The organism is Actinomycetospora sp. C-140 (assembly GCF_054796175.1).
Genome location: NZ_JBTWNF010000009.1, coordinates 91,913 through 113,888 on the forward strand (window position 1 = coordinate 91,913; position 21,976 = coordinate 113,888).

22 protein-coding genes are annotated in these 21,976 nt (G+C 69.0%); 8 read left to right on the top strand and 14 right to left on the bottom strand.

From position 1 onward, the window contains the following. Nucleotides 1-13: 13 nt before the first annotated feature. Nucleotides 14-877, bottom strand: a complete 864-nt coding sequence (locus ACR9E3_RS16485) for an oxidoreductase (RefSeq protein ID WP_460381385.1) — start codon at nucleotides 875-877, stop codon at nucleotides 14-16. Nucleotides 878-944: 67 nt separating this feature from the next. On the opposite strand from ACR9E3_RS16485, the gene ACR9E3_RS16490 reads away from it, so the two are divergent. Together ACR9E3_RS16490 and ACR9E3_RS16495 are read left to right on the top strand one after the other, a co-directional pair. Beyond that, on the top strand, nucleotides 945-1,496 hold the full coding sequence (locus ACR9E3_RS16490; RefSeq protein WP_460381386.1) for a MarR family winged helix-turn-helix transcriptional regulator: 552 nt from the start codon (nucleotides 945-947) through the stop codon (nucleotides 1,494-1,496). A gap of 345 nt (nucleotides 1,497-1,841) precedes the next feature. Further along, nucleotides 1,842-2,249, top strand: a complete 408-nt coding sequence (locus tag ACR9E3_RS16495) for a hypothetical protein (RefSeq protein WP_460381388.1) — start codon at nucleotides 1,842-1,844, stop codon at nucleotides 2,247-2,249. A 54-nt stretch (nucleotides 2,250-2,303) separates the two neighbouring features. Here the strand turns inward: ACR9E3_RS16495 and ACR9E3_RS16500 are convergent, their stop codons facing one another. Continuing rightward, nucleotides 2,304-2,492, bottom strand: a complete 189-nt coding sequence (locus tag ACR9E3_RS16500; protein ID WP_460381389.1) for a hypothetical protein — start codon at nucleotides 2,490-2,492, stop codon at nucleotides 2,304-2,306. Between the two features lie 32 nt (nucleotides 2,493-2,524). Between ACR9E3_RS16500 and ACR9E3_RS16505 the strand changes: the two genes are divergently transcribed. Further along, entirely contained in the window at nucleotides 2,525-3,358 is an 834-nt protein-coding gene (locus ACR9E3_RS16505; RefSeq protein ID WP_460381390.1) for a class I SAM-dependent methyltransferase, read from the top strand. A gap of 223 nt (nucleotides 3,359-3,581) precedes the next feature. On the opposite strand, the gene ACR9E3_RS16510 is transcribed toward ACR9E3_RS16505, so the two are convergent. From ACR9E3_RS16510 to ACR9E3_RS16520, 3 genes are read right to left on the bottom strand one after another with little or no spacing between them, the layout of a single operon-like run. After that, nucleotides 3,582-4,094, bottom strand: coding sequence for a hypothetical protein (locus tag ACR9E3_RS16510; RefSeq protein WP_460381391.1), 513 nt, complete (start codon nucleotides 4,092-4,094; stop codon nucleotides 3,582-3,584). A gap of 55 nt (nucleotides 4,095-4,149) precedes the next feature. Then, nucleotides 4,150-4,800, bottom strand: coding sequence for a TetR family transcriptional regulator (locus ACR9E3_RS16515; RefSeq protein WP_460381392.1), 651 nt, complete (start codon nucleotides 4,798-4,800; stop codon nucleotides 4,150-4,152). A 19-nt stretch (nucleotides 4,801-4,819) separates the two neighbouring features. Next, nucleotides 4,820-5,281, bottom strand: a complete 462-nt coding sequence (locus ACR9E3_RS16520; protein WP_460381393.1) for an ester cyclase — start codon at nucleotides 5,279-5,281, stop codon at nucleotides 4,820-4,822. Nucleotides 5,282-5,466: 185 nt separating this feature from the next. Between ACR9E3_RS16520 and ACR9E3_RS16525 the strand changes: the two genes are divergently transcribed. From ACR9E3_RS16525 to ACR9E3_RS16540, 4 genes are all read left to right on the top strand, one after another. Then, nucleotides 5,467-6,252 (top strand): hypothetical protein, encoded by a 786-nt coding sequence (locus tag ACR9E3_RS16525; protein ID WP_460381394.1) that lies wholly within the window; start codon nucleotides 5,467-5,469, stop codon nucleotides 6,250-6,252. A 127-nt stretch (nucleotides 6,253-6,379) separates the two neighbouring features. Next, entirely contained in the window at nucleotides 6,380-7,339 is a 960-nt protein-coding gene (locus tag ACR9E3_RS16530; RefSeq protein WP_460381395.1) for an SIR2 family NAD-dependent protein deacylase, read from the top strand. Then, nucleotides 7,339-10,977 carry a WD40 repeat domain-containing protein gene (locus ACR9E3_RS16535; RefSeq protein WP_460381396.1) on the top strand — a complete coding sequence of 1,213 codons (3,639 nt, stop codon included), beginning with the start codon at nucleotides 7,339-7,341 and terminating at the stop codon, nucleotides 10,975-10,977. The genes ACR9E3_RS16530 and ACR9E3_RS16535 overlap by 1 nt, the downstream gene beginning before the upstream one ends. Nucleotides 10,978-11,032: 55 nt before the next feature. Then, a complete protein-coding gene (locus ACR9E3_RS16540; RefSeq protein WP_460381397.1) occupies nucleotides 11,033-11,782 on the top strand; it encodes a sulfite exporter TauE/SafE family protein in 750 nt (249 codons plus the stop codon). Between the two features lie 156 nt (nucleotides 11,783-11,938). Here the strand turns inward: ACR9E3_RS16540 and ACR9E3_RS16545 are convergent, their stop codons facing one another. From ACR9E3_RS16545 to ACR9E3_RS16570, 6 genes are all read right to left on the bottom strand, one after another. Further along, nucleotides 11,939-12,088: a hypothetical protein gene (locus tag ACR9E3_RS16545; RefSeq protein WP_460381399.1), complete on the bottom strand. Its 150-nt coding sequence runs from the start codon at nucleotides 12,086-12,088 to the stop codon at nucleotides 11,939-11,941. A gap of 282 nt (nucleotides 12,089-12,370) precedes the next feature. Next, on the bottom strand, nucleotides 12,371-13,759 hold the full coding sequence (locus tag ACR9E3_RS16550; RefSeq protein WP_460381400.1) for a glycosyl hydrolase family 28-related protein: 1,389 nt from the start codon (nucleotides 13,757-13,759) through the stop codon (nucleotides 12,371-12,373). Nucleotides 13,760-13,824: 65 nt separating this feature from the next. Then, on the bottom strand, nucleotides 13,825-14,427 hold the full coding sequence (locus tag ACR9E3_RS16555) for a sugar transferase (protein WP_460381402.1): 603 nt from the start codon (nucleotides 14,425-14,427) through the stop codon (nucleotides 13,825-13,827). Next, nucleotides 14,424-15,644, bottom strand: coding sequence for a DegT/DnrJ/EryC1/StrS family aminotransferase (locus ACR9E3_RS16560; protein WP_460381404.1), 1,221 nt, complete (start codon nucleotides 15,642-15,644; stop codon nucleotides 14,424-14,426). The genes ACR9E3_RS16555 and ACR9E3_RS16560 overlap by 4 nt, the downstream gene beginning before the upstream one ends. Then, nucleotides 15,641-16,861 (bottom strand): glycosyltransferase family 4 protein, encoded by a 1,221-nt coding sequence (locus ACR9E3_RS16565; protein ID WP_460381405.1) that lies wholly within the window; start codon nucleotides 16,859-16,861, stop codon nucleotides 15,641-15,643. The genes ACR9E3_RS16560 and ACR9E3_RS16565 overlap by 4 nt, the downstream gene beginning before the upstream one ends. A 137-nt stretch (nucleotides 16,862-16,998) precedes the next feature. Continuing rightward, nucleotides 16,999-17,646 carry a GNAT family N-acetyltransferase gene (locus tag ACR9E3_RS16570; protein ID WP_460381406.1) on the bottom strand — a complete coding sequence of 216 codons (648 nt, stop codon included), beginning with the start codon at nucleotides 17,644-17,646 and terminating at the stop codon, nucleotides 16,999-17,001. A gap of 339 nt (nucleotides 17,647-17,985) precedes the next feature. Between ACR9E3_RS16570 and ACR9E3_RS16575 the strand changes: the two genes are divergently transcribed. Next, nucleotides 17,986-18,927 (top strand): GNAT family N-acetyltransferase, encoded by a 942-nt coding sequence (locus ACR9E3_RS16575; protein WP_460381407.1) that lies wholly within the window; start codon nucleotides 17,986-17,988, stop codon nucleotides 18,925-18,927. A 19-nt stretch (nucleotides 18,928-18,946) separates the two neighbouring features. On the opposite strand, the gene ACR9E3_RS16580 is transcribed toward ACR9E3_RS16575, so the two are convergent. The 3 genes from ACR9E3_RS16580 to ACR9E3_RS16590 all read right to left on the bottom strand — a co-directional run bounded on the left by ACR9E3_RS16580 (nucleotide 18,947) and on the right by ACR9E3_RS16590 (nucleotide 21,843). After that, complete coding sequence (locus tag ACR9E3_RS16580) at nucleotides 18,947-19,612, bottom strand: phosphatase PAP2 family protein (RefSeq protein ID WP_460381408.1); 666 nt, start codon at nucleotides 19,610-19,612, stop codon at nucleotides 18,947-18,949. Between the two features lie 4 nt (nucleotides 19,613-19,616). Next, on the bottom strand, nucleotides 19,617-20,273 hold the full coding sequence (locus ACR9E3_RS16585) for a class I SAM-dependent methyltransferase (RefSeq protein ID WP_460381410.1): 657 nt from the start codon (nucleotides 20,271-20,273) through the stop codon (nucleotides 19,617-19,619). A gap of 223 nt (nucleotides 20,274-20,496) precedes the next feature. Next, nucleotides 20,497-21,843 carry a tyrosine-protein kinase domain-containing protein gene (locus tag ACR9E3_RS16590; RefSeq protein WP_460381411.1) on the bottom strand — a complete coding sequence of 449 codons (1,347 nt, stop codon included), beginning with the start codon at nucleotides 21,841-21,843 and terminating at the stop codon, nucleotides 20,497-20,499. Between the last annotated feature and the right edge of the window lie 133 nt (nucleotides 21,844-21,976).

Below are 21,976 nucleotides of genomic sequence, written 5' to 3' on the forward strand. Positions count from 1 at the left end.
GCCACCGCGGGGTTCAGGTGGTCGCGGTCGCGGGGAAGTCGGTGTCGCGGCCGAGCGGCTCGACGGCGTCCAGCTCGGCGAGACGGGCGTGGAACGTGTCGCGCACGGTGTCGAACGCGTTGGCGCCGAGCGGCAGGCGCAGAGGCGGGTCGTCCATCGCGGCGACGTCGACGACGGCGTGGGCGGCGCGCTCCGGGTCGCCGGGCTGCGTGCCGTCGAGGGTCGCGAACCGGGCGCGCGAGGTCTCGAGGATCTCCGCGTAGGCCGGGATCGGGTCCGCCACCACCGGCGAACGGCCGGCGAAGTCGGTGCGGAACGGCCCGGGCTCGATCATCGTGACCCTGATGCCCAGCGGCGCGACCTCGGCCGCGAGTCCCTCGGACGCACCCTCGAGCGCCATCTTCGTCGCCGAGTACGCCGACCCGCCGAGCGCGGAGCGCACCCCGGCGATCGACGACATCTGGATCACGTGGCCCGAGCCCTGCGCCCGCATCACCGGCAGCACCGCGCGCGTGACGGCGAGGGCGCCGAAGACGTTGACCTCGAACTGGGCGCGGATCTGCGCGTCGGTGAACTCCTCGAACGCGCCGCGGCTGCCGTAGCCGGCGTTGTTGACCACGACGTCGATCCGGCCGAACTCGCCCACCGCGTGGTCGACGGCCGCGGTGATCGCGTCCGGGTCGGTGACGTCGAGCGCCGCGGTCCGGACCCGCTCGGGCGCCTCCGCGGCCAGGTCCGCGACGTCGCTCTCCTTCCGCGCGGTCGCCACGACGCGGTGTCCGCGCGCCAGCGCCGCCCGGGCGATCGCGCGCCCGAACCCGGTGCTCGTCCCGGTGATGAGCCAGACCGTCCCGGCCCCGTCCTGCGGCGTGCTCATCGCCGCCACCTCCTGATGCCTTGGGTACCAAGACAAAATAGCTTGAGTACCAAGATAGTGTCGAGCCGTGGACGACACCCAGCCCCGCGACGCCGTCGACGCGGAGCTCCCGACGTGGATGGCCCACCTCCCCGCGGTGGAGCCCGACGTCGAGTCTGCCCGCCAGCGCATCCGGCGGCTCTCGCGACTGTTCGACGAGGTGATCGCCGACGCCGCGACCGACCACGACATGAGTGTTGGCGACCTGGAAGCCCTGTCGGTGCTGGCCCGGGCCGACGGGGAGCTCCTGCCCGGCGACATCGCCCGCACCCTCGGCATCACGTCGGGGAGCACGAGCCTCCGCCTCCACCGCCTGACCCGCGCCGGCCTCGTCGAACCCGCGCCGCGTTCCGGCGACGGCCGTAGCCGCCCGGTGCGCCTGACGGAGCGTGGTCGGCAGCGCTGGCGCTCCGCCACCGACCAGCGCACCGGTGTCGACCACGCCCTCGTCACCGGCGCCCTCGACCCCGCCGCCCTGCGCAGCCTCAACGACCTGCTCGCGGCCCTCCTGGGGCACGTCGAGCGCGAGCTCGGCCGGCACGCCCCGGCCCGCGGACCCGTGGAGCGCGTCGAGGGTTGACGCTCGGAAGATCACCAGCACGGCAAGCACGTCGCGGGGCTTCCGGAGGTGCGTGGTGCGCTGCTGATCACGCGGACGGGCCCGCCACCCCAGCGGGCGACGCCTACCACGGCCTTACGGCGCCCGTGACCCGGGTCCCGACCCTCCCGCGATCCCCTGACCAGCACGGATCGCCGTCGTTCCCCCTCATGCGCACCCACGAACCCCAGCACGGAGATCTCACACCTTCGTGAGATCCCCATCACTTACTGCTCGTGGCTGCCGTTGGGCTGATCGGTGTACGGGGGGACACCCACGTTTCCCTCGCACCTGTCTCGACAGCACTGCAGCAGAGGGGAACATCCGATGGGCGCACACCACGCTCCACGCAGCTTCCGCGGCGACCGGGTCGCTCGCATCACGGGTCGCGGTGCCCTCACCGCGGCCGCGGCCTTCGCCCTCCTCGGGGGCGGCAGCGGGATCGCGCTGGCCGGCGAGGCGCCGTCGCACGGTCACAGCCACGACCGCGACTGGCACGACTGCTCCTGCGACCACCACCGTCACGGCGACCGCCACCACCACGACGGCGACCACCGCCGCCACCACGAGCCGGACGGCGTCCGGGGCGGCCTGACCGAGCCCGTCACCGACCCCCTGGACGCCGCGACCGACGGGACCACCACGCCGGTCACGAACCCGCTCGACGAGCTCACCGGGGGCGAGCCGGTCGCCCCGGAGACCGCGCCCGACACGGAGACCGTCGACGCCACCTGATCCCGACAGACGCAGGCCCCGGTCACCACGGCGGTGACCGGGGCCTTCGTCGTCTCAGCGCTTCAGCACGAGCACGATCGCGATCACCACGAGCAGCACCGACAGCAGGTCCGCGGTGACGATCGCGTGCGTCTCCGAGAGGACGAGGAGCTTCGGCCCCTCGACCGGCTTGTTCAGTGGCAGCCACGCCAGCGCCACGACCACCAGCACGCCGGCCAGCACCAGCCGCCCCCGCCTCGTCACCCCGGGAGCCTGCCACGCGACAGGATCACCCCGTGGCCACCGGGGTCGTCGTGACGACGAGCAAGTCCGCGTCCGACGCCGTGCGCGCGGAGGCCCGGCGAGTCGCCGACGCCTGGGGCCTCCCGCTCGTGGAGCGGGGCAAGGCCTCCGTCGCGACGGTGCGCGGCGACGCGACGACGGCGCTCGTGTGCACCGAGGAGGGCTGGGTCGCCGAGTCGGCGCGCGGGCGGCTCGCGTTCCACCAGGGCACGGCGGCCAAGCGGCTGCGGGCGCTGCGCCACGGCCAGACCGATCCGCTCGTCCGCGCCGGCGAGCTCGCGCCCGGCGACCACGTCCTCGACGCCACGCTCGGCCTCGGTCGCGACGCCCTCGTCGCCGCGTGGGCCGTCGGTCCGCAGGGCGCCGTGATCGGTGTCGAGGCCGACCTCGTCCTCGCCCTCCTCGCCACCGAGGGCTTCGCCGGCGCCATCCCCCGCGTCGGATCGGCACCCGTCGAGGTCCGTCACGGCGACTCGCGTCAGGTGCTCGCGGCGATGGCCGCGGCCGGCGAGCGCGTCGACGTCGTGCTGCTCGACCCCATGTTCGGCGACCCGCGCGCGTCCGACACCGGCTTCACCCTCGCCCGTGAGCACACCGTGCCCACCCCGCTCGACCCGGAGTGGGTGGCGCTGGCGCGGGCGGTGGCGCGGCGGTGGGTGGTCGTCACCGCCGAGCGGGCCCGGGACTGGTTCCCGGACGCCGGCCTGGAGCGCCTGGCGGGGACGCGGTCGGGGCGGTGGTTCCGGGCCAGACCCGGTCCGGCCGCGGCGGCATCGGCGCTGCCGCCACCGCCGGGTCCGGCCGGCGCCGGCTCGGCCAGGCGATGACGATCGCCATCGCCAGGGCGACCGCCGAGAGGAGGTCGGCGGTGGTGATCCCGTGGCGCGACGACAGCTCGAGCAGCGTCGCGCCCTCGACGGGCTTGTTGATCCGCGCCCAGATCACCGCCGCGACCACGAGCAGGGCCGCCACGAGCAGGCGGCGCGCCGAGAACACCATGCAGAGAAGACGTGCACCGCGCCGGCATCGTTCCCCGTGGACCGGACGAGGTCAGCCGTGCTCCAGGATCAGCCGCAGCACCAGGACAAACAGGCCGACAACGCCCGCGGCCACGGCCCCGAGCAGGGTGGCGAGCACGCTGCGCCGCGCACGGTAGCCGCCGACGCCGCCGATCACGACGAGGAAGACCAGCCCGAGCCAGATGACGGCGTCGACGGCCTCCTCCGGCGTGTAGAGGTGCGTGGCGGCGCCGACGATCGCGATCACCACCGGCGGGACGGCGAGCTGCAGGACCTGTGCGGAGTGCCCGACGATGCGGCGGATCTCCCCGCGGGCGAGCGGCGGCGCCCCCGTCCGGCTGACCCGCGCCAGCACGCCCGCGAAGACGTACGCGGCGAACGTCGCCACGAGCGGCCCGATGGCCACCAGCGCGGCCTCGCCGAAGTCGGAGATGCCGTCGTCGAGCGCGACGACCAGCACGGTCATCAGCACGACCGTCTCGTAGACCGCGTGCTCCACCTCGAGCCGCAGCGGGCCCCAGCGCAGGGCGAGCGTGTCGGTCACCCGCCGCATCCTGCTGCCCGCGCCGGGTCGGCACGCGGCGGACACCCCGACCGGGTCACGCTCCGACGAGCGCCTCGGTCATCGTCCGCGCGAGCCAGGCCTCGTAGCGGTCGAGACTCCACCCGCACCGGCGCAGCAGACGGTCGGCGGTCTCGGGCGCGGTGAGGGTCCACAGGATGTCGCCGGCCTCGGCGACCGTGAGCCCCTCGCGCAGGCCGAAGCGGTCGGCGAGGGACCGCGCGACGGACGCCGTGCCGATCGACCGCTCGCGCTCGATCGTCTCGACGAACGCCCGCACCTGCGGGTCCCGACCGGGCGCCTGGATGTACACGGTCGTGAGCAGGGCCCCGGCGCGCTCGAGCATCTGCCGCCCGACCCGCGCGTAGAGGCGCAGCGCCGTCGCGGCGTCGGGCGCGGCCGCCATCGCGACGGCGTGCGGGCGCGCGCCCACCGGCACCGGCTCGTCGTCGCCGGCCAGCGCCACGTCGTAGACCGCCTTGAGGACGTCGGCCTTGGTCCCGATGACGTTGTAGACGGTCTGCGGGCTGACCCCGGCGCGGTGGGCGATGGCGTCGACCGTCGCGCCGGTGTAGCCGCGCCGGACGAACAGCTCGCGCGCCGCGCCGAGCACGCGCGCCCGCGTCTCGCGGATCTGCTCCGCACGGTGCGCACGCGCCGGGGGCGCGGCCCGCGGACTGTCGGCCACCACGGCAGGATGCCCCTGCTCAGGCGTCGACGGGCAGGGACGCGACGGGGAGGAACGCGGCGGGCGGCGCCGGCGGCTCGAGCGCCCCGGACTGCCACAGCGCCCCGAGCTCGTCGCGCACGCCCCAGTGCTCGGCGAGCAGGCCGTCGCGCACGCGGTAGAGGTGCATGGTCTCCATCGCGTACGGACGACCGGTGGCCGGGAAGCCCAGGTGCTCGGACGTCGCGACGCCGTGGACCGTCGCCCGGGCGGCGAACCAGTCCCCCTGCGCGACGGTCTCGTGCACCTCGTAGCGAATCCCCAGGACGTCCTTGAGCCAGCGCATGGTGCGCACGTAGCTCTCTCTGCCCGGTGGCATCCAGGGCGGGGCGCCGTGATCGACGAAGTCCTCGGTGACGAGCTCACCGATGCGCTCGATCTCGTCGGCCTCGAAGAAGGCGATGACCTGATGGGCGAGGGTCTCTGCGGTGCTCTGTGTCATGGAACGAGAGTCCAACCAGGACACCGGGTGCCGCCACGATCTTGGAGGATCGCGCCGCGGCGTTCCACCGGTAGCCGGGGGATCACGATTCGGTCGCCCCTCGGCCCCTCGCCACGGACCCCCTTGGCGGAACAGCCAAGTGATGGAACGGTCGATCTCCGTCGGACTTCCGGGGGGAGCACGCGGTGCCAGGTCGGTTTCGTGGCGCAGCGAAAGACCTCGTCAAACTTCGCGACGTCGACGTCTACGTCGCCGCGACGGTGGCGGTGGTCCTCGCGGCGCTCACCGTCATTCCGCTGCTTCCCGAGCCGGCCAACTGGGGCGACCAGGCGCGATGGGCCGTCACCCTCGCCGCCCTCGCGATTCTCGTCTTCCGCTCAGCATCGCCGCCGTCGAAGGCCGAGACCTTCGCCGAGATCGTGGGGGACCGCTCGACGTTCGACCGCCGATCGTTGGCCGAACGATGGGGATCAGCGCGCGAGGTGTGCATCTTCGCTCCGTCAGCCGTGAACCTGCTCTCCGCGCAGAACTGCGAGACCCTCGCCCGCACCGTGCTGTCCCGGCGCGACGGGAAGGTTCGGATCGTCGTGATCGATCCGACCACGGCGCGTTCCGCGGCGCGGCAGCTCGATGCCCTCGAGGTTCCCCAGCTCTCGCTCGAGGCCAGTCTCACGGCAACGCTGCGGCAGCTCGAGTTGATGAGCAACTGGCCGATGGCGGGCTCCTTCGAGTACCGCGTCCTCGATTACAACCCCGGCTTCAGTCTCGTGGCGACCGACCCGTCGACGCGCCGCGGTTCGACGATCATCGAGCTGCACGGCTTCTACAACCGGACCACGGGTTCCCGGATGCACGTCGAGTTCAGTCGAGCGGTCGACGAACGCTGGTACGCCTACTGGAACGAGCAGTACGAGCACATCTGGGCCGCCGCCACGGCCCGGGCCGAAGAACGCCACCCACAAGCGCCCTGACCTCCGAAAGTGCTCGATGGCCAACTGTTGCGCCGACAGGGTGAGAGGCCTTGGCCATCGCGTGACCAAGCGTGACGATAGGACCTCTTTAGAGGCTGTCGCGAGGTGCCGGGGGGCAGGAGCGGGCATGGACGACGACACCGACGTCACGTACGACCTCATGGCGAGGCAATTACAGCGCGGACGGGTGGTCCCGGTTCTCGGCGCCGGGGTCAACATGTGCGGCCGCCCCGAGGGGACGCACTGGCAACGCGGCCAGTACCTCCCCAGCGGCCCCGAGCTCGCCACCTATCTCGCCGACGAGGCCGGGTATCCGAACGACAACGAGCGCGATCTCGCGCGGGTTTCCCAGTATCTCGCGGCGGTGCTCGGCGGCCGCTCGCTGTACGAGGACCTGCGCTATGTGTTCGACGTCGATTACCCACCGACCGCCCTCCACGGCTACCTCGCTGCTGCCTCGCGGCACGTCCGGGAGAATCCCACGCGTCACGGGTGCATGCTGTTCCTCACCACCAATTACGACGATGGCCTGGAGTGCGCCTTTCGGAGCGCGCGCGAGCCGTTCGACCTCCTCGTCTACATCGCCCAGGGCCCGCAGCAGGGTCTCTTCCGGCACGTCCGACCCGATGGTTCGTCGACCGTCATCGAGAGCCCCAATGTCTACAGCGAGATCGATTTCGAGCAACGTGCCGTCATCGCCAAGATTCACGGCGCCGTACAGCGGATGCCCGGACCCGTCGACCCGACGGCCGACAGCTACGTCATCACCGAGGACCATTACGTCGACTACATCAGCCGCGCAGACCCGAGAACGCTCTTCCCAGCGCGCGTCGCAGAAAAGCTCGTCGACTCTCATCTACTGTTCCTCGGCTACAGTCTGCGCGACTGGAATTTCCGCGTGTTGCTGTACCGGATGTGGGCCCAGCAGCAGGGGCTCACCCAGAAATCCTGGGCAATCGAGTCGAAACCCGACGTGATCGACCTCGCCGCCTGGCGGGAACGCGGCGTCTCCATCCTCAAGAAGCGCCTCGAGGCGTTCGTCGAGGAGATGGCGCGACGGATGCCGCCGCCCGAAACGGCGGCGTGATGACCGAGGTCAGCCGGTCGGTGCGCGCCGAGGCAGCGGACGCGCCGGCGCGGCCGTATATCGGCCTGGCCCCGTTCGCCGAGGCCGACTCCGTCTACTTCTTCGGACGCCGCTCCGAGGTCTCTCTTCTTGCCTCCAACCTCCGTGCATCGCGATTGACGCTGATGTACGCGCCGAGCGGGGTCGGGAAGACGTCAACGCTGCGCGCCGGGCTCCTTCCCCGCCTGCGGAAGGTGGCCGAGGCCGCCGACCTCGAAAGCCTCGAGGACGACGACCTCTCCGAGGCCGGCCGCCTCATCGTGTACGTGAGCACCTGGTCGGGCACGCCGATGGAGACGATCGCGTCGGTGCTCGGCGAGGTCGTGCGCGAACGATGCGCACGCCGCCGACTCGCCGGCCCCGTCGAGCGGCTCACCTTCTCGGCCGATGGGCTCCAGCGGGCGTGCACCATCGCGGAGGCCACCGGGGTCGACCTGATCTTCGATCAGTTCGAGGAGTATCTGCTCTACGCGCCAACGCACGACCCGGACAACGATCTCGCCCGAGAACTGGGCGCGATCCTGCGGACGCGCGATGTGTCCGCGAACTTCCTGCTCTCCCTCCGAGAGGACGCGGTCGCTGGTCTCGACCGGTTCAAGGTGGCGGTGCCGCGACTGTTCGACAACTACCTCCGCCTCGCCCACCTCGACGAGTCCGGGGCCCGAGCGGCGATCGAGGGGCCGCTCGACGAATTCAACAGAGCCGCCGGTGTCGACGGCGCCATGACCGTCGAGCCCGCGCTCGTCGACGATTTGCTCGCCGAGGTCCGCGTCGGCCGGCTCTCGGTCGGCCCCGACGATGCCGCTCCCGGGCCCCGGACCGCCGAGCGGCATGCGATCGAGGCGCCGTTCCTCCAGCTCGTGCTCACCCGCATCTGGGACGAGGAGCGCGCCGAGGGCTCCGGCCGTCTTCGGCAGAGCACACTCCAGCGCCTCGGCGGCGCCCACTCGATCGTCCAGAACCACCTCGACACCGTCATGGCCGGTCTATCCGTCGCCGAGCGCGATCTCGCCGCCGCGATCTTCCGGTCACTCGTGACCTCGTCCGGCTCGAAGATCGCCCTCGCCGTCGACGACCTCGCGGACATGACAGACGTACCTCGTCACGAGATCCTCGAGCTCGTCGAGTACCTGGCCTCCGGCACGCACCGCGTCCTGCGGCCTGTTCCACCGCCTGCGGGCGACGCCGGCCCGACGCGATACGAGATCTTCCACGATGTCCTCGGCGCCGCAGTCCTGTCCTGGAGGCGACGCCATCTCGCCGAAGTGGCGCGGGCTGCGGCGGAGCGCAAGCTCGTCGAAGATCGCCGACGAGCCGAGGCCGATGCACTCGAGACTCAGCAGAAACTACGCCGGACACAGCTCATCGGCCTTGTTGTGGTCATCGCGCTTCTTCTCGCCATCGGTGGCGGCTTCATCGCCCTCCTCCAGGCCCAGAAGGCCGAGCGAGCCGCGTTGCTGAGTCGGGCCGCACAGAGCGGGGATGTCTCACCGACGGTGAGCTTGTCCGACGCGGTGCAGGCCGACGACGTCACATCCGACGTGGAGTCACAATCAGCCGTTCTGAGGGCTGCATCTCTTCCCCGCTCCGAGGTCGTGCTCGGACCGGGCTCTCGCGACAACTCCCGTGTGCAATACCTCTTGAATGCGCGATCGGCGCCAGGCGTGACGACCGTTGGTCCGGCCGGAGAGGTCCGCGCTTTGACAGACGACGGGCGAGTGGTGGGCAGACGCACCGCACCTGCTTCCTCGGGAGTCTCGACGGCCTCCGACGTCTCCGCCGATGGCGATCGCGTCGCGACGATCGACAGTGCGCAGCAGGTCAGCGTCCTTTCGATGTCGACCGGCGCGGTGACCTCATTCGGGCCGGTCTCCCCGAACGCCCGCGTCGGTTTCTTGAGTGGGCCGGCGGAGGGCCGCGTCGTGCTCGTCGACGGCAATCGCGGCGTCTACGTTCATCGCCTCGACGGACAGGGCCCCGACCTCACGCTGGACACCACCGCGACCCTGGCCCAACCCGTCGGTGACGGATCGGTGGTGGTGACCAGCGACGCAACGGGGGAGCACGTCACGAGCTGGAATGCCATGACCGGGCAAAAGCTCGCCGAGACCGCAGTGCCGGGACTGTCGTGGCTGCTTCCCTTTGGACGTGATCGCGTTGTCGTGATCTCAGCAGGAGCCAAGGACACCCTGGGTACTTGGGCTTGGGCGAGTCCGATGGCTCCGGCAACGCACACCCTCGAAGAGTACCGGCGCTCCATCTCCAATGTCCGCGTAGACGAAGCCAGCAATGCGGTGATCTTGGCGGTGGACAAGACCGCTCGTGTCTACGACCTCACGACCGGCGCATTGGTCTTCGACATCCCGGAACAGCCCGACTGGGTCAACGACGCCGCGTTCAGCCCCGACGGCCAGTGGGTCGCAACTGCCGGAGGCGACGGCAAAGTCCAGATATGGGAAAGGATGCGGAGCTACCCGCGCGGAGCGACGTACTCCTTCGCGGGCCATGAGGGAGGCGTCGGCGCCCTCTCATGGGATCAGGCGTCTCGTGGCCTGCTGTCGGTCGGGTCCACCGATGGGACGGTGCGTGACTGGATCTTGCCGGACGACCATCGGTTCACCGGGCACTCCGACTGGGCGCTTGCCGTCGACGAGAGCGGAGACGGTCGCTGGTTGGTGAGCGGGTCGAGTGACACCTCGGTGTGCGTGACGGCGGTCAACACGGAAGGTCCGCCTGCTTTCCCCTGTCTCGTGACGCAATACCGCGTGTCGGACGTCCACTTCGACCCAACCGATGCGCGACGCCTGATGGTGCTCACGGACTTCGCCGCAGCCCCCGAGCTGTACACATGGAGTCCGACCGGAGCCGTTCCCGGCGCACCCTTCCAGCCCATCACGGACGTTGGTGGTTACCTCGTCTCAATAGCGGTCAGCGAAGACGGCCGTACCGTCGCCGCCGGCGACAACAGAGGCGTTGTACACCTCTGGGACGCGGCGACAGGGTTCCTCCATCCTGAGGCGAGCCTGCGGGCGACAGCGGGTCCGACCGTCGCGGGTCTTGCCTCCGCGGGCCTGACCTTTGACCCTCGAGGGCAGTACCTGGCTGCGGCAGGCGGGGACGCGATCACGGTGTGGCGCCAGGACACAGGGCGATATTTGCCTGCCGAGACACTGCCCCTGGCTAATGCCGCGCAAGTCACCTACGACCCGACCGGGACCTACATAGCCGGGACGACCAGCGACGGCACCATCGAGCTTTGGACCCGCGATGGCCGACCGGTCCTCGACCGACCCCTGGTCGCGGAGGGATCTCGACGGTTGGGGTCGCCGGCGTTCTCGTCCGACGGCCGGCTCATCGCGGCCGGGAACGCGAGTGGGCTGGTGCAGGTGTGGGACGTCCGATCCGGGCGGCTCGTTGCGTCGGAGCGCCACCACGGCGAGGCAGTGAACGACGTAGCGTTCCTGTCCCCGGACGGATCAACGATCGCCAGCGCCAGCGACGATCGAGACGTTGCCACATGGACGTGCCTGGCGTGCCGGGATCCGCAGGCGGCGATGGACCGGGCGAGACAGGTGGTCAACGAGCAGCCGGCCGGTTGAGGTCTCGCAGTCCGTACATCAGGCGTGAGCCGCTCGGCGGGCCTAGGGTCCGCGCGTGACGTGGTGGCACGGCCTGCTGATCGCGTTTGCCGGAATCTGGGCAGGGACCATCAATACGGTCGTCGGGTCCGGAACGCTGGTGACGTTCCCGGTGCTCGTGGCCCTCGGCTACCCGCCGGTGACCGCGACGACGTCGAACGCGATCGGCCTGATCCCCGGTTCCTTCACCGGCGCGTGGGGCTACCGCGGGGAGATCGCCGGGGCCCGCGGTCAGCTGATCCGCTGGTCGGTGATGTCGGCGCTCGGCGCGGTCGTGGGGACGATCTTGCTGCTGTCCCTGCCGCCGGACGCGTTCGAGACGATCGTGCCGTTCCTCGTGGGGATCGCGCTCGTGCTGGTCGTCGTCCAGCCGTGGCTGACGCGCCGGTTGCAGCGGTCCGGCGGCGGGTCGCGCGCCGGCTGGCTGCTCTACCCGCTGATCTTCCTCATCGGCGTCTACGGCGGGTACTTCACCGCGGCCCAGGGGATCATGCTCGTCGGCGTCATGGGCCTGCTGCTCACCGAGCCGCTGCAGCGCCTCAACGGCTACAAGAACGTCCTCGCCGCGGTGGTCAACCTCGTCGCCGGCGCGATCTACGCCGTCGTGGCGCCGATCAGCTGGCCGGTCGTCGCGATCCTCGCCGTCAGCTCCACGATCGGCGGCCTGATCGGGGCGCGGATCGGGCGGCGGCTCTCGCCGACCGTCCTGCGGGCCGTGATCGTCGTCGTCGGGCTGGTGGCGATCGTGCGGCTGGTCGTCGAGTGAGCTTCGGAGAGCCCGTCAGATCCGATGCCCACGACTCGAACCGAGCCCGCAACTGGGTCACGTCTGCTCGCGCCAGGTGGGACGACGACCTCACCGAGTGTCTCCTCGCGGGGGCGCCGATGAGCATGCCAGCACAGCTCGCGCGGGCGTGCCGGATCAAGCTCCGAGGCTGACATGCAGGTTGATCCCGAGCAGCACGAGCGGCCACAGGAACAGCGCGAGAAGGAACGACAGCAGTGAGGAGATGTCAGTGATTCCGTAGTTGTTGGACAGAGCCACAACCAGTCCGATGATCAGGTAGACCACGGTCCCCAGCGAGATGTTCCGGCCTCGACGCATGTCTGACTCCTGACTCCGGTGGTGAGGACAACTAACACCGGCGACGCTCCGTGCTGGTCTGGGGGTCGTCGAGCGGCCGCACCACTCGGACGACCGAACGCTCAGCCGCGACTCGGGCCACGAAGGCACTCCCATGCACGCCCTGGCGCTGGTCTTTCTCGTAGACGCCAGCCCCGTCGGTTTCGGTCCCGTCACGACCCGCGCTCGACGCGTTTCGGACGGAGCGCCGCGCTGGGGACCGAGCTCCTGCTACGGGCCGCCCGGTCCTGCGAAGACTTCGGGGTCGACTTCGGCCTCACCGTTACTCCTGGCGAGGTTGAGTGTGGGGGTCGTCGAGTGCCCCGGCTCCTGCTCGGCGACCAGCCCGACGCCGGTCAGGATGTTGTCCTCGACGGTCAGGGCAGCCGAATAGCCGCCGCGCAGCAACCGGACGAAGGCCGACGGTGCACGCCCCTCGATCTTGTTGCGCAGGAGCTCGAGCCCGCGGCAAGCATTGACGAGGACCGTCGACTGGGAGTCGCCTCCGACGTTGGTCCACACGTTGTCCGACAGACTGATCTCGGCTGACCCAGAGCCTGGGAGTCCACAGACGACGCCAGCTTGGGCGACACCCGAAACGCGGTTGTCGCGCAGGGCGACCCCGCGCAATCCGTAGATCTCGCAGAAGAACGATGCTCCCCGACCGTCCATGTCGTTGTCCGCCACGAGCGCCTCCGAGACACCTTGCTCCGGGTACACGTCGTGGTCCTTCCACGAGAGCCGGACCGCACTGCGTGCAGACTCGACGAATGTGTTCGCGGTGATCCGCATTCTCACGGGAGGATGCCGGAGCGTCGGTGGTGTGACCACGAGGGCAATGTCGGCGACATTCCCGCCGTTCTTCTCGAACACATTTCCCGAGATGTCGATGTCATCGAGGACGGCGTTCTTGTCGTAAATATTCGGCTCGATATCGATCGGACCGGGCATGGTGGATCGAGAACAGCGGGTAAAATGGCATCCGCGCACCTCGAGCCCACGCACATCGATGACGCTGATGGCGTTCCTGTTCTCCCCGTTGCCGCCGTCGAACTTGCAGTCGACGATCGAGATCGTATCGTTGTGCCGCTCCACGGCGGCCGCCTCCCCGGAGCCGATCATGATCGCGTCCCCCTGGAAGTACACGAAACGGCAGCTCTGCACCGTCACCTCGGATACCGCGGACAACCACAGTAGGTACTCGAATTCACGGAAACCGTCTGCTGAACGACCCTCGAACGTGATGCCTTGGAGACGAATGTGCTTGATGTTGTCGCGCGGATCGACTGTTCCACCGGTGCCCGGGTTCACCGCGAGCAGGTGCCGGGCGCCCGGCCGGAAGACCAGGGTGCCGGGACCCAAGATCGTCGTGTCCGACCGCAGCAGCACGTCTCCAACGACGTAGCGCCCTCCGTTCAGAGCGATGGGCCGTTGACCCGCTGTGCCGTCACAGGCCCTCTGGAGGGCTGCTGAGTCGTCTGCGCTGCCATCGCCGACCGCACCGAAATCCCGCAGGTCGGAGGGCGCTCGCGAATCTGAACCGGTGGCGAACAGGCTCACCGTGCCCACGAGGCCCACGGCGGACAGCAACTGCAGCAGGCGCCGGCGATCCAGCTCCATCGTGCACCCCTTCGGCGCCCTAGCGGTGCCCCGGAATCGCGACAACTCCGGAACGATACCCGCCGTCAGGGTTCGTCGAGGGGCAGCGGAGGCGTGGGCACCGGGAAATCCGGGTTGACCCCGCCCACACCGACCACACCCCTTGGCCGGAGGAGACAGACGATCGTGAGCAGGATGATCGTTCCATCGACCCGCCAGGAGCGGTGATCGATGTACCACAGATCCAGCTCGATCCTCTCCGGCCACGACAGTGAGTTCCGGCCGCGCACCTGCGCCCAACCGGTCAGACCTGGACGCACGGCCAGGCGGCCACGTTGTCGGCTCGAATAGTGCACGACCTGGCTGGGCAGCGTGGGACGAGGGCCGATGAGCGACATCTCTCCACGCAGGATGTTCCACATCTGAGGGAGTTCGTCGATGCTCGTGACACGCAAGACGTTGCCCAGCCAGTTGATGCGGGCTTCGTCCGGTTCATCCTCGTACCGGGGCTTGGCCATCGTGCGGAACTTGACGATGTTGAACGTCTCGCTCGCGAGCCCGGATCGCTCTTGCCGGAAGAGCACTGGTCGACCGAGGCCCAACAGGATGGAGAGCGCCGCGACCACGAGGATCGGCGACAGGACGACGAACCCGATTGACGCCACCACGACGTCGACGAGGCGCCTCATCGTGACGCCGCGCCCATCACCTTGCGCGTGGCCGCGATGACGTCATCGACGTCCGTCCTGGACATCGCAGGATGGACGGGCAAGGTCAGTGAGTGCGCCGCGAGCATCTCAGCGACCGGAGTGTCCACCGGCTCATCATCGAACTCCCGGAACGCGCGTTCACGTTGGATCTCGCCGCATCCGCCCACCGTACTGGGAATACCTTCCGCTTTGAGAGCTGCCACAATTCGATCGCGGCCCCAGGCAGCGTCCAGTTCACCCGGGGCGATGCGCACGAGAAAACGGTAGAACGAGGCCTCGACGCCCGGGGGCGCGACGGGCAGGAGGACTCCTGGCACATCGCCGAGACCCGTGATCAACGCCGACGCGATGTCACGGCGGCGCTGCACATAATTAGGCACTCTACGGAGTTGGCGGCGTCCGACTGCGGCGTGGACCTCGCTCATGCGCGCGTTGGTGCCGAAGCTGTGGTGCACCCACCGGAACCCCGGTGAGGGCGGCGCCGTGGACTCGACGTAGTCCTTGCCGTGATCCTTGTACTCCCAGCAGCGACGCCACAGCTCCGCGTCGCGAGTCGTGACCGCTCCGCCCTCGCCTCCGGTCGTGAAGATCTTGTCTTGACAGAACGACCATGCTGCGAGATCACCGGTGGTGCCCACCGAGCGCCCGTCCCTGCGGGCTCCGTGCGCTTGGGCGCAGTCCTCCAGAAGCCAGAGGCCGAGCTGGTCGCATCGTTGCCGGATCGGCTCGAGATCAGCAGGGAAGCCGGCCAGGTGCACCGCGATGACACCTCGCGTTGCGGGAGTCAGCCGCTGCTCCACCGTCGCGAGGGACAGGCACCGCGAGTTCTGGTCGACGTCTGCCACCACGGGACGCCCACCGCAAGCCACCACCGCACTCGCCGTGGCGATGAAGGTCGATGCGGGGACGATCACGTCGTCTCCGGGCGCGATTCCGAGGGCCCGGATGCCCGCCTCCAGAGCCAGTGTGCCGTTGGCCATGGCGACGGCGTGCGGCACTCCCGCCCACGTAGCGAACTCCTCCTCGAACCTCCTTCCCTGATCACCGGTCCAGTAGTTCACCAGACCAGAGCGGATCACGTCGCCCGCGGCAGCGACGTCCCCCTCATCGAAGGTCGGCCAGACCGGGAAGGCTTCCCTGCGGACGGCGTCACCACCGTTGACAGCCAGCGTTGCGACATGCGTCGTCGTGCTCACCGCGCGGACCCCCCAGTCCTTCGAAGCGACTCGACCGCTCTCCCGTCGCCCGGTCGGCCTGGTCGGTCGAGTGCGCTGCTCGAGATCTCGCTCTCGTAGAGTTCCGCCACCTTGTCCCAGACGTGCTCGCTGTCGAAGCTCTCTTCGACGAAGGAACGCGCGCATCGGCCCATCTGAACTCGCAGGAGCGGGTCAGTCGCGAGACGTGTCATCGCCCGCGCGAGGCCGACTTCGTCGTCTACTCCGACGACGATCGCGGACTCGCCCTCGAGTACAGCGTCTCGACAGCCGGTCGCGGTCGTCGTCACGACAGGGAGCCCACAGGCACCCGCCTCGAGCAGAACGTTGGGCAGCCCCTCGCGGCGAGTAGGAAGAACGAGGACGTCCAGCGCGTGCAGGTACGGTCGGGGATCGACCACCGAGGCGACCTCGACGATGCGCGGGTCCTGGTCCATGAGACGCGCCGTCCGCTCCGGACAGGGGTCCGTGGGGTCGTGGGGACCGATGATCACGAGCTGGGCCGGCGTCGTCAGCTCGAGGGAGCGGAAGGCGTCGACGAGCGCAGCCAGACCCTTGTCCGCAGTCACCCGCCCCACGAACCCGAACGTGACAGGCTGCGGGTCGAGGCCCGCCGATTCTCGGGCAGGAGCTCGGTCGTGGACGTCCGACGTCACGAAGCGCGTCAGGTCGACCCCATTGGTCGAGCCGCGGTCGAGCACCACCAGCTTCTCCGAGTCGGCGAGCCCCTCCTCCAACGCCTTCTGGCGCAGCTCCGGCCCTGCGCACAGGACAAGGGTCGCAGCACGACAGGTCATGTTCTCCACGACCCGCAGCAAGTGTCGCCGCGCTGTCCCGGGACGCTCGCCTTCCAGCCGAAGACCCCATAGCGAATAGATCCGGACCGGGACCCGGGCCAGGAACGCCGCGATGGAGGCGACGAACGCCGCCTTGGGCGTAGCAGCGTTGACGAGGGCCGGGCGAAGTCTGCAGAACAACACGAGCATCCGGAGCAGCGAGACGAGGTCACGCGGCCCGAGCAGGCCTCGCCGCATCCGCATGGCGTAGAGCTCCGCCCCTTCGGACCTCGCGTACGCCTCGAGTCCTGTTCCGGGTGAGCACACGAGCGCGACCCGGAATCCTCGTTTCCTCATCGCCCCCAACTGCCCCTTCAGCAGGTTCTGCGCCGTGGCGGCGATGGAGACCACGTAGACGACCAAGGGCGCCGCGTCACTCCGACCTCGGCCTCGCGACAGTGGAGAACGGATACCAGAGGACGACAGCTGCCTGAGCGAGTTGGTCGCGTCGGAGACAGTTTGAGGGTCGGCGGCTTTCGAGGGATCATCGGCCGCAGCGCTCATCGAGGCCGCCGCGCCCCACGTCCCGCGGGCTCGCCCACTTCTGGTTCCGATCTTTCCGAGGGAGCATCGATGGCGCGGAAATCGGTCTGCGCCCGAAGGAGTCGCCAGGTCTGGCGCCGCTCGAGATACGGCTCGAAGCCGGCCCGGGCACAGCCCTTCAACGACGCGGTGTTGTCGACACCGACGAAAGTGATCGCATAGCGAGCGCCGAAATCGTGCGCGCGCTCGGCCACCAGGGCCATCGCCGCGCTCATGATCCGCTTGCCCCGTGAGGCCACTGGCGTGTAAGCGGCCTCGAGTAGAGCCGTATCCTCGTCCATCACCGGGAAAGCACCGCCGAAATAACGCTGCACATTCGCGTTGTCGGACGCCGTGAAGATCCACTGCGTGTAGCACGGGATGTCATCCGGGGTGACTCCCACCTGCCCCGCGCCGATGCCGGCCTCGAGGAGGCGCTTCCGCGTGGCACGGTCCCAACGTTCTTCCGGCGATTGCTGGTCGTCGACGTCGAGCACGTACGGGATGTCCCGTTCCTCGATCGACCGCACATGCACATCGACCAGCGCCTTCGGCGCCTCGAACGGCACACTCAGGTCCCGGCTCAGGCCGAAGGCGTCCTCGTCCGACCAGAGTCGTCGACGCACAGCTCCATAGGCCGGACGTAACAACTTCGGGTCCGAGACCGAGTCGCTCAGCGCCCGAACAAATGACTTCGTACCCATAGGGCCCCCCTGGTGGTCGGCATCGTGTTCGCCGATGAGGTGCGCCCCTCTGCCCCCGTCGCAAGCGCTCCTCAGGCACTACTCTCACTCGCTGGTCACGCTACGCTGCCAGCTGCGCCAGGTGAAGACCGTGACGCCCTCAGATCTTCACCCGGCAAGCGGTCGATGTACTACGCTTCGTATCTAAACCGCCGTGTTGGTGCTCGATCGGGACAACTCGGTGCTACATCCGCATCACGAGCCCCTGGAGGTGCCAGCTCTATGCCTGCCGAACGGGTCGTCGCTTCTCTGATTCCCGATCGAGGTGACGCCGCGACGGGTGAGGATTTTTTCCGCAGCGCGTCGTTCCTCGCCGCGGAGGGTGCCACGCACAGCTTGGTCATCGAAGAGGCTGACACACGTATCGCCGTCCCTCTCGTCGTCAGGCGGGTGCCCGGACATGCTCGATGCGATGCGGTCTCCCCCTACGGCTATCCGGGCGGGACACGACGGGGCCCGCTGATCGACCGCCGAGACGTGGACTTTTCCTCCACGGGTCTGGTGAGCATCTTCCTCCGTGAACGTGCCCTGGAACCGACCCTTGCCGGCGGATCGCCGCGCTCGACCATTCACCTGTTCGACCCCGCCCGTCCGCGGTCGATGAGCTCGACCTTCGCTCGACATGTCCGCCGGAATCTTCGCGCGGGTTACAGCGTGCACGTACGGCCCGGGGCTGAGGTCGATGACGACGGGCTCGCGTCGTTTCACTCCTGTTACATCGCGACGATGTCACGTCGTCAGGCGGCCGGACGCTACTTCTTCTCCGGGTCCTACCTGCGGACGTGCCTCGACCACCCGGGGTCGTGGTTGGTGTCCGTGCATGCGGGTGACAGTTCGATGGCCTCTGCGCTAATTGCGGTGCGCAGCGACCAGGTCCTCCACTATTACCTGGGTGGCACGTCGGACGAACATCTGGATGCGTCCCCGGCGAAGAATGCCTTCGCCCGCTCGATGGAGTTGGCCGAGGAACTGGCCGTACCGCTCAACCTCGGTGGAGGTCTGACACCCGGTGACGGGCTCGAACGGCTGAAGGCGTCCTTCACCAACCGCACCGATTCCTTCACCACTCACGAGATCGTCGCCGATGTAGAGAGCTACGAGGCGCTGACCAGAGCACGAGAGCACGAGCATCCCTCGAACTTCTTCCCTGCCTACCGGGCCTGAAGGTCCGCCCGGTCGGAGCTCACGACCGACTCGGAGACGGGTTCAAGCGGAGGCGGTGAGCCCTTGCCACGAGGCTGTCGCGGGCGAGCGCGCAGGTCAGCACGACACCGATCGCCACGCAGGCTCCACCGAGTGTGTCCGTGACGTAGTGCAGCCCCAGAGCGGACAACGTCAGTGACTCGGCAATGGCGACCACCGCGAGCAACAGAAACGCCGGCCATCGCCAGGGAGACTGCCGCCACCTCGCCGCCACGAGTACGACAGCCACGACGACCAGCGCGGTCACACCCGTCATGTGCGTGGACGGATAGGCGTAACCCACTCCGTCGCCCAGGGTCCTCCCGACGATCGGCTTCAGGAGAAGGAAAGTCGTGATGACCGCCAAGGGCGGTGAGAGGAGGGCGAAGAGACCGGCTCGCGCAAACCGTGCCGCCAGGACGGTGAGGACGACGATGCCGATCACCATCGGGATCGGGTCGCCGAGGAGGACCAGAACCCTGAGCCCGTCGGGCCAGTTGTGGAGGGCCCGGTCGGCCCAGCGATCCACGGTACCGGGATGAGATGTCCCCGCGTAGCGCGTGCCGACGACGGAGACCACGACGAGCGCGGAAAGGACGAGGGCGACTACCGCGACACGTGCACCGGGCGGGATCAGCCGACGAGGTGCTTCGCTCGACCGTGCCACGGCTTCAAGGATGCCCGAGGATCCCCGGCATCGGCGACCGATCGCCCAGCTCGGCGTCCAGCACCTGCCCACGGCTTCGGTACACGACGGCGTCGAGACAGGGCATCGTGTATTCACCGACACGCTGGAACGCCGACGACTCGTCGAAGAGCGCTCTATGTTCGGGATTGAAATACAGCACCCACAACGCACGGTCCGCTCGACGGAGCGAAGCCTTGATCTTCTCCAGCGCCGCCGCCATGACGACGCCGTCGAAAGGGTTGAAGAAGAAGAGCACAGTCTCGTCGTCGGAGAGCTCGTAATCGGCTGCATCGACATCGATGACCTGGACCTGTCGCTCCGGGGCATCGCGACAGTACCTTCGCACATTGGCGCGCGCGACGTCGGTGAGCTTGCTGGAGAATTCGAGGCCGACCACCTTCTGGAAGCCGTACTCGTGGGCGAGCAGGAGCGCGCGTCCCTTGCCGCACCCGTAGTCGCAGAACACGGCGTCGTGGGGCAGGGCGAGATCGGCGAGCAACTTACGGAGCCCTCGTGCATCAACCGGCTCGTACCGTGACGCGTGAGACGCATAGGGCCCGACTGCGTCGAGGTCCCCCACGCCAACCCTCGCCGATGTGTCGACCCCACGTCGAAGGTCGAACACCCGCTCGCCCGCCATAGCGCCGATCTTGCGGAGGACGGCGAGCAACCCGAATCGCTGCAGAGCCCGAGACGTACGGGTGATGACACCGTCGGACGCGGCATGGCACACGGGGAGGAATCGACTTCGTAGCAGGAAGTACTGGACCCGGAACAGCGGAAGGAGAGCTCCGTGCCCCGATGCGGATGTCACCGAGTAGGGGCTCCTCCGCGCACGGCGGCCATCGTCCTGAGGGACGGCCTCATCCATGAGCCTGGCTGGAGGTCGCCGGGATGGCTTCTGCCGTGCGTCGTTGCTCGATCAGCTCTCGGCCGCGGTCGATGAGGCGCTTGAGGTGCCCCGATCGTGAGGTCTCGGGGAGAAGGACCGCCCCCACGATCCGGGCGGAGGCTCGGGACAGCGCGGTCCTCGCTCCGCGGAGCTGGTCGGGGGTGGTCACGCCCGCCCGGGTCACCAGGATGACACCTCGACACAGAGTGGCCAGGATGGTGGCGTCCGGCGCCGATTCGATCGGCGGCGCTTCGACGAACACGAAGTCGAACGAACCCGAGAGCTTCTCGAGGAGCGCGACCATCGCCTCCGAACAGATGAGTTCGCCTGAAGTGTCCGCTGCGAGGCCACGGGCCAGCACGGATACGGAGGCCGCCCCGCCCCGTTGAAGCGCCGATTCGACCGGCAATCCCTCAACCAGGACGTCGGTCAGACCCGTGGCGTTCGAGACGTCGGGTCGTTCTGCTGCCTGTGGCGAGCGCAGATCGGCGTCGACCACGACCACGCTGTGACCCTGCTGGCCGAGCACCACGGCGAGGTTCCTGGACACGGTCGTCGCGCCGTCCGCCTGAGAGCAGCTCGTCATCACGAAAACGCCAGCGGAGCGCGCCTCGAACTGCAGATTGGTGCGAATCTCGCGGTAGACCTGGGTCACGCTCGGATTCCCATCGCTCCCGGCGGAGGCCGACGTGTCTGCCCGCCCGTCGCCCACCACACCCAGACACGGCGCCCCTAACAGCTCGTTCAGCCGCGATGCCGTGCGGACGGTGTTGTCGAGCGTCTCCCTCAACACGGCCAGACCGAGCCCCAGCAGCACACCGAGCAACAGACCGAGCACCACGTACATCGGAGGTCCGAGGGAGACCGGCGCCGTCGGAATGGTCGCGGGCTCGACCACGGCGGCGGTCACCGCGGGCTGGAGACCTGGGTCGGTCTGTTCGAGGACTCCGACCATCCGCACCATCGCAGCGCCGCCGGCGTCGGCCAAGGATGCGGCCCGGACGGGAGAGACGTCACTGGCAGAGACAACGATCAGTGAAGAGTCCGGCTGTGGCGCGACCGCGACCTGCCGTGTCACCACCGTCGGGTCGACACGGGCGGCGCTCGCGGTGTCGCTCGTGAATCGCCAGCCGGTCGCGAGCTGTGCGTAGATGCGAGCCTTCTGCTCGGCGAGCAGCGCGCCTTGGTACGCCGTGCTGCTGTCGGCAGTCGGTTGCGCGGCGACGTAGACGTTGGTGTGCGCGCTGTACGTCCTGACCGAGGTGAGGCCGGCCAGGACGCCCACCAAGAGCCCGACGGCGCTCAGGACAGCGACCACACGCCAACGCTCGCGCACCACGCGCGCGAAATCCCGAAGTGACACCTTGACCCCCCAGTCGTGTCGCGTTGTTGCTCAGGGTGGCGTACCGAGCGGCTCCCGTGCACCCCGTTGACACCGGAACCGTCTGGGT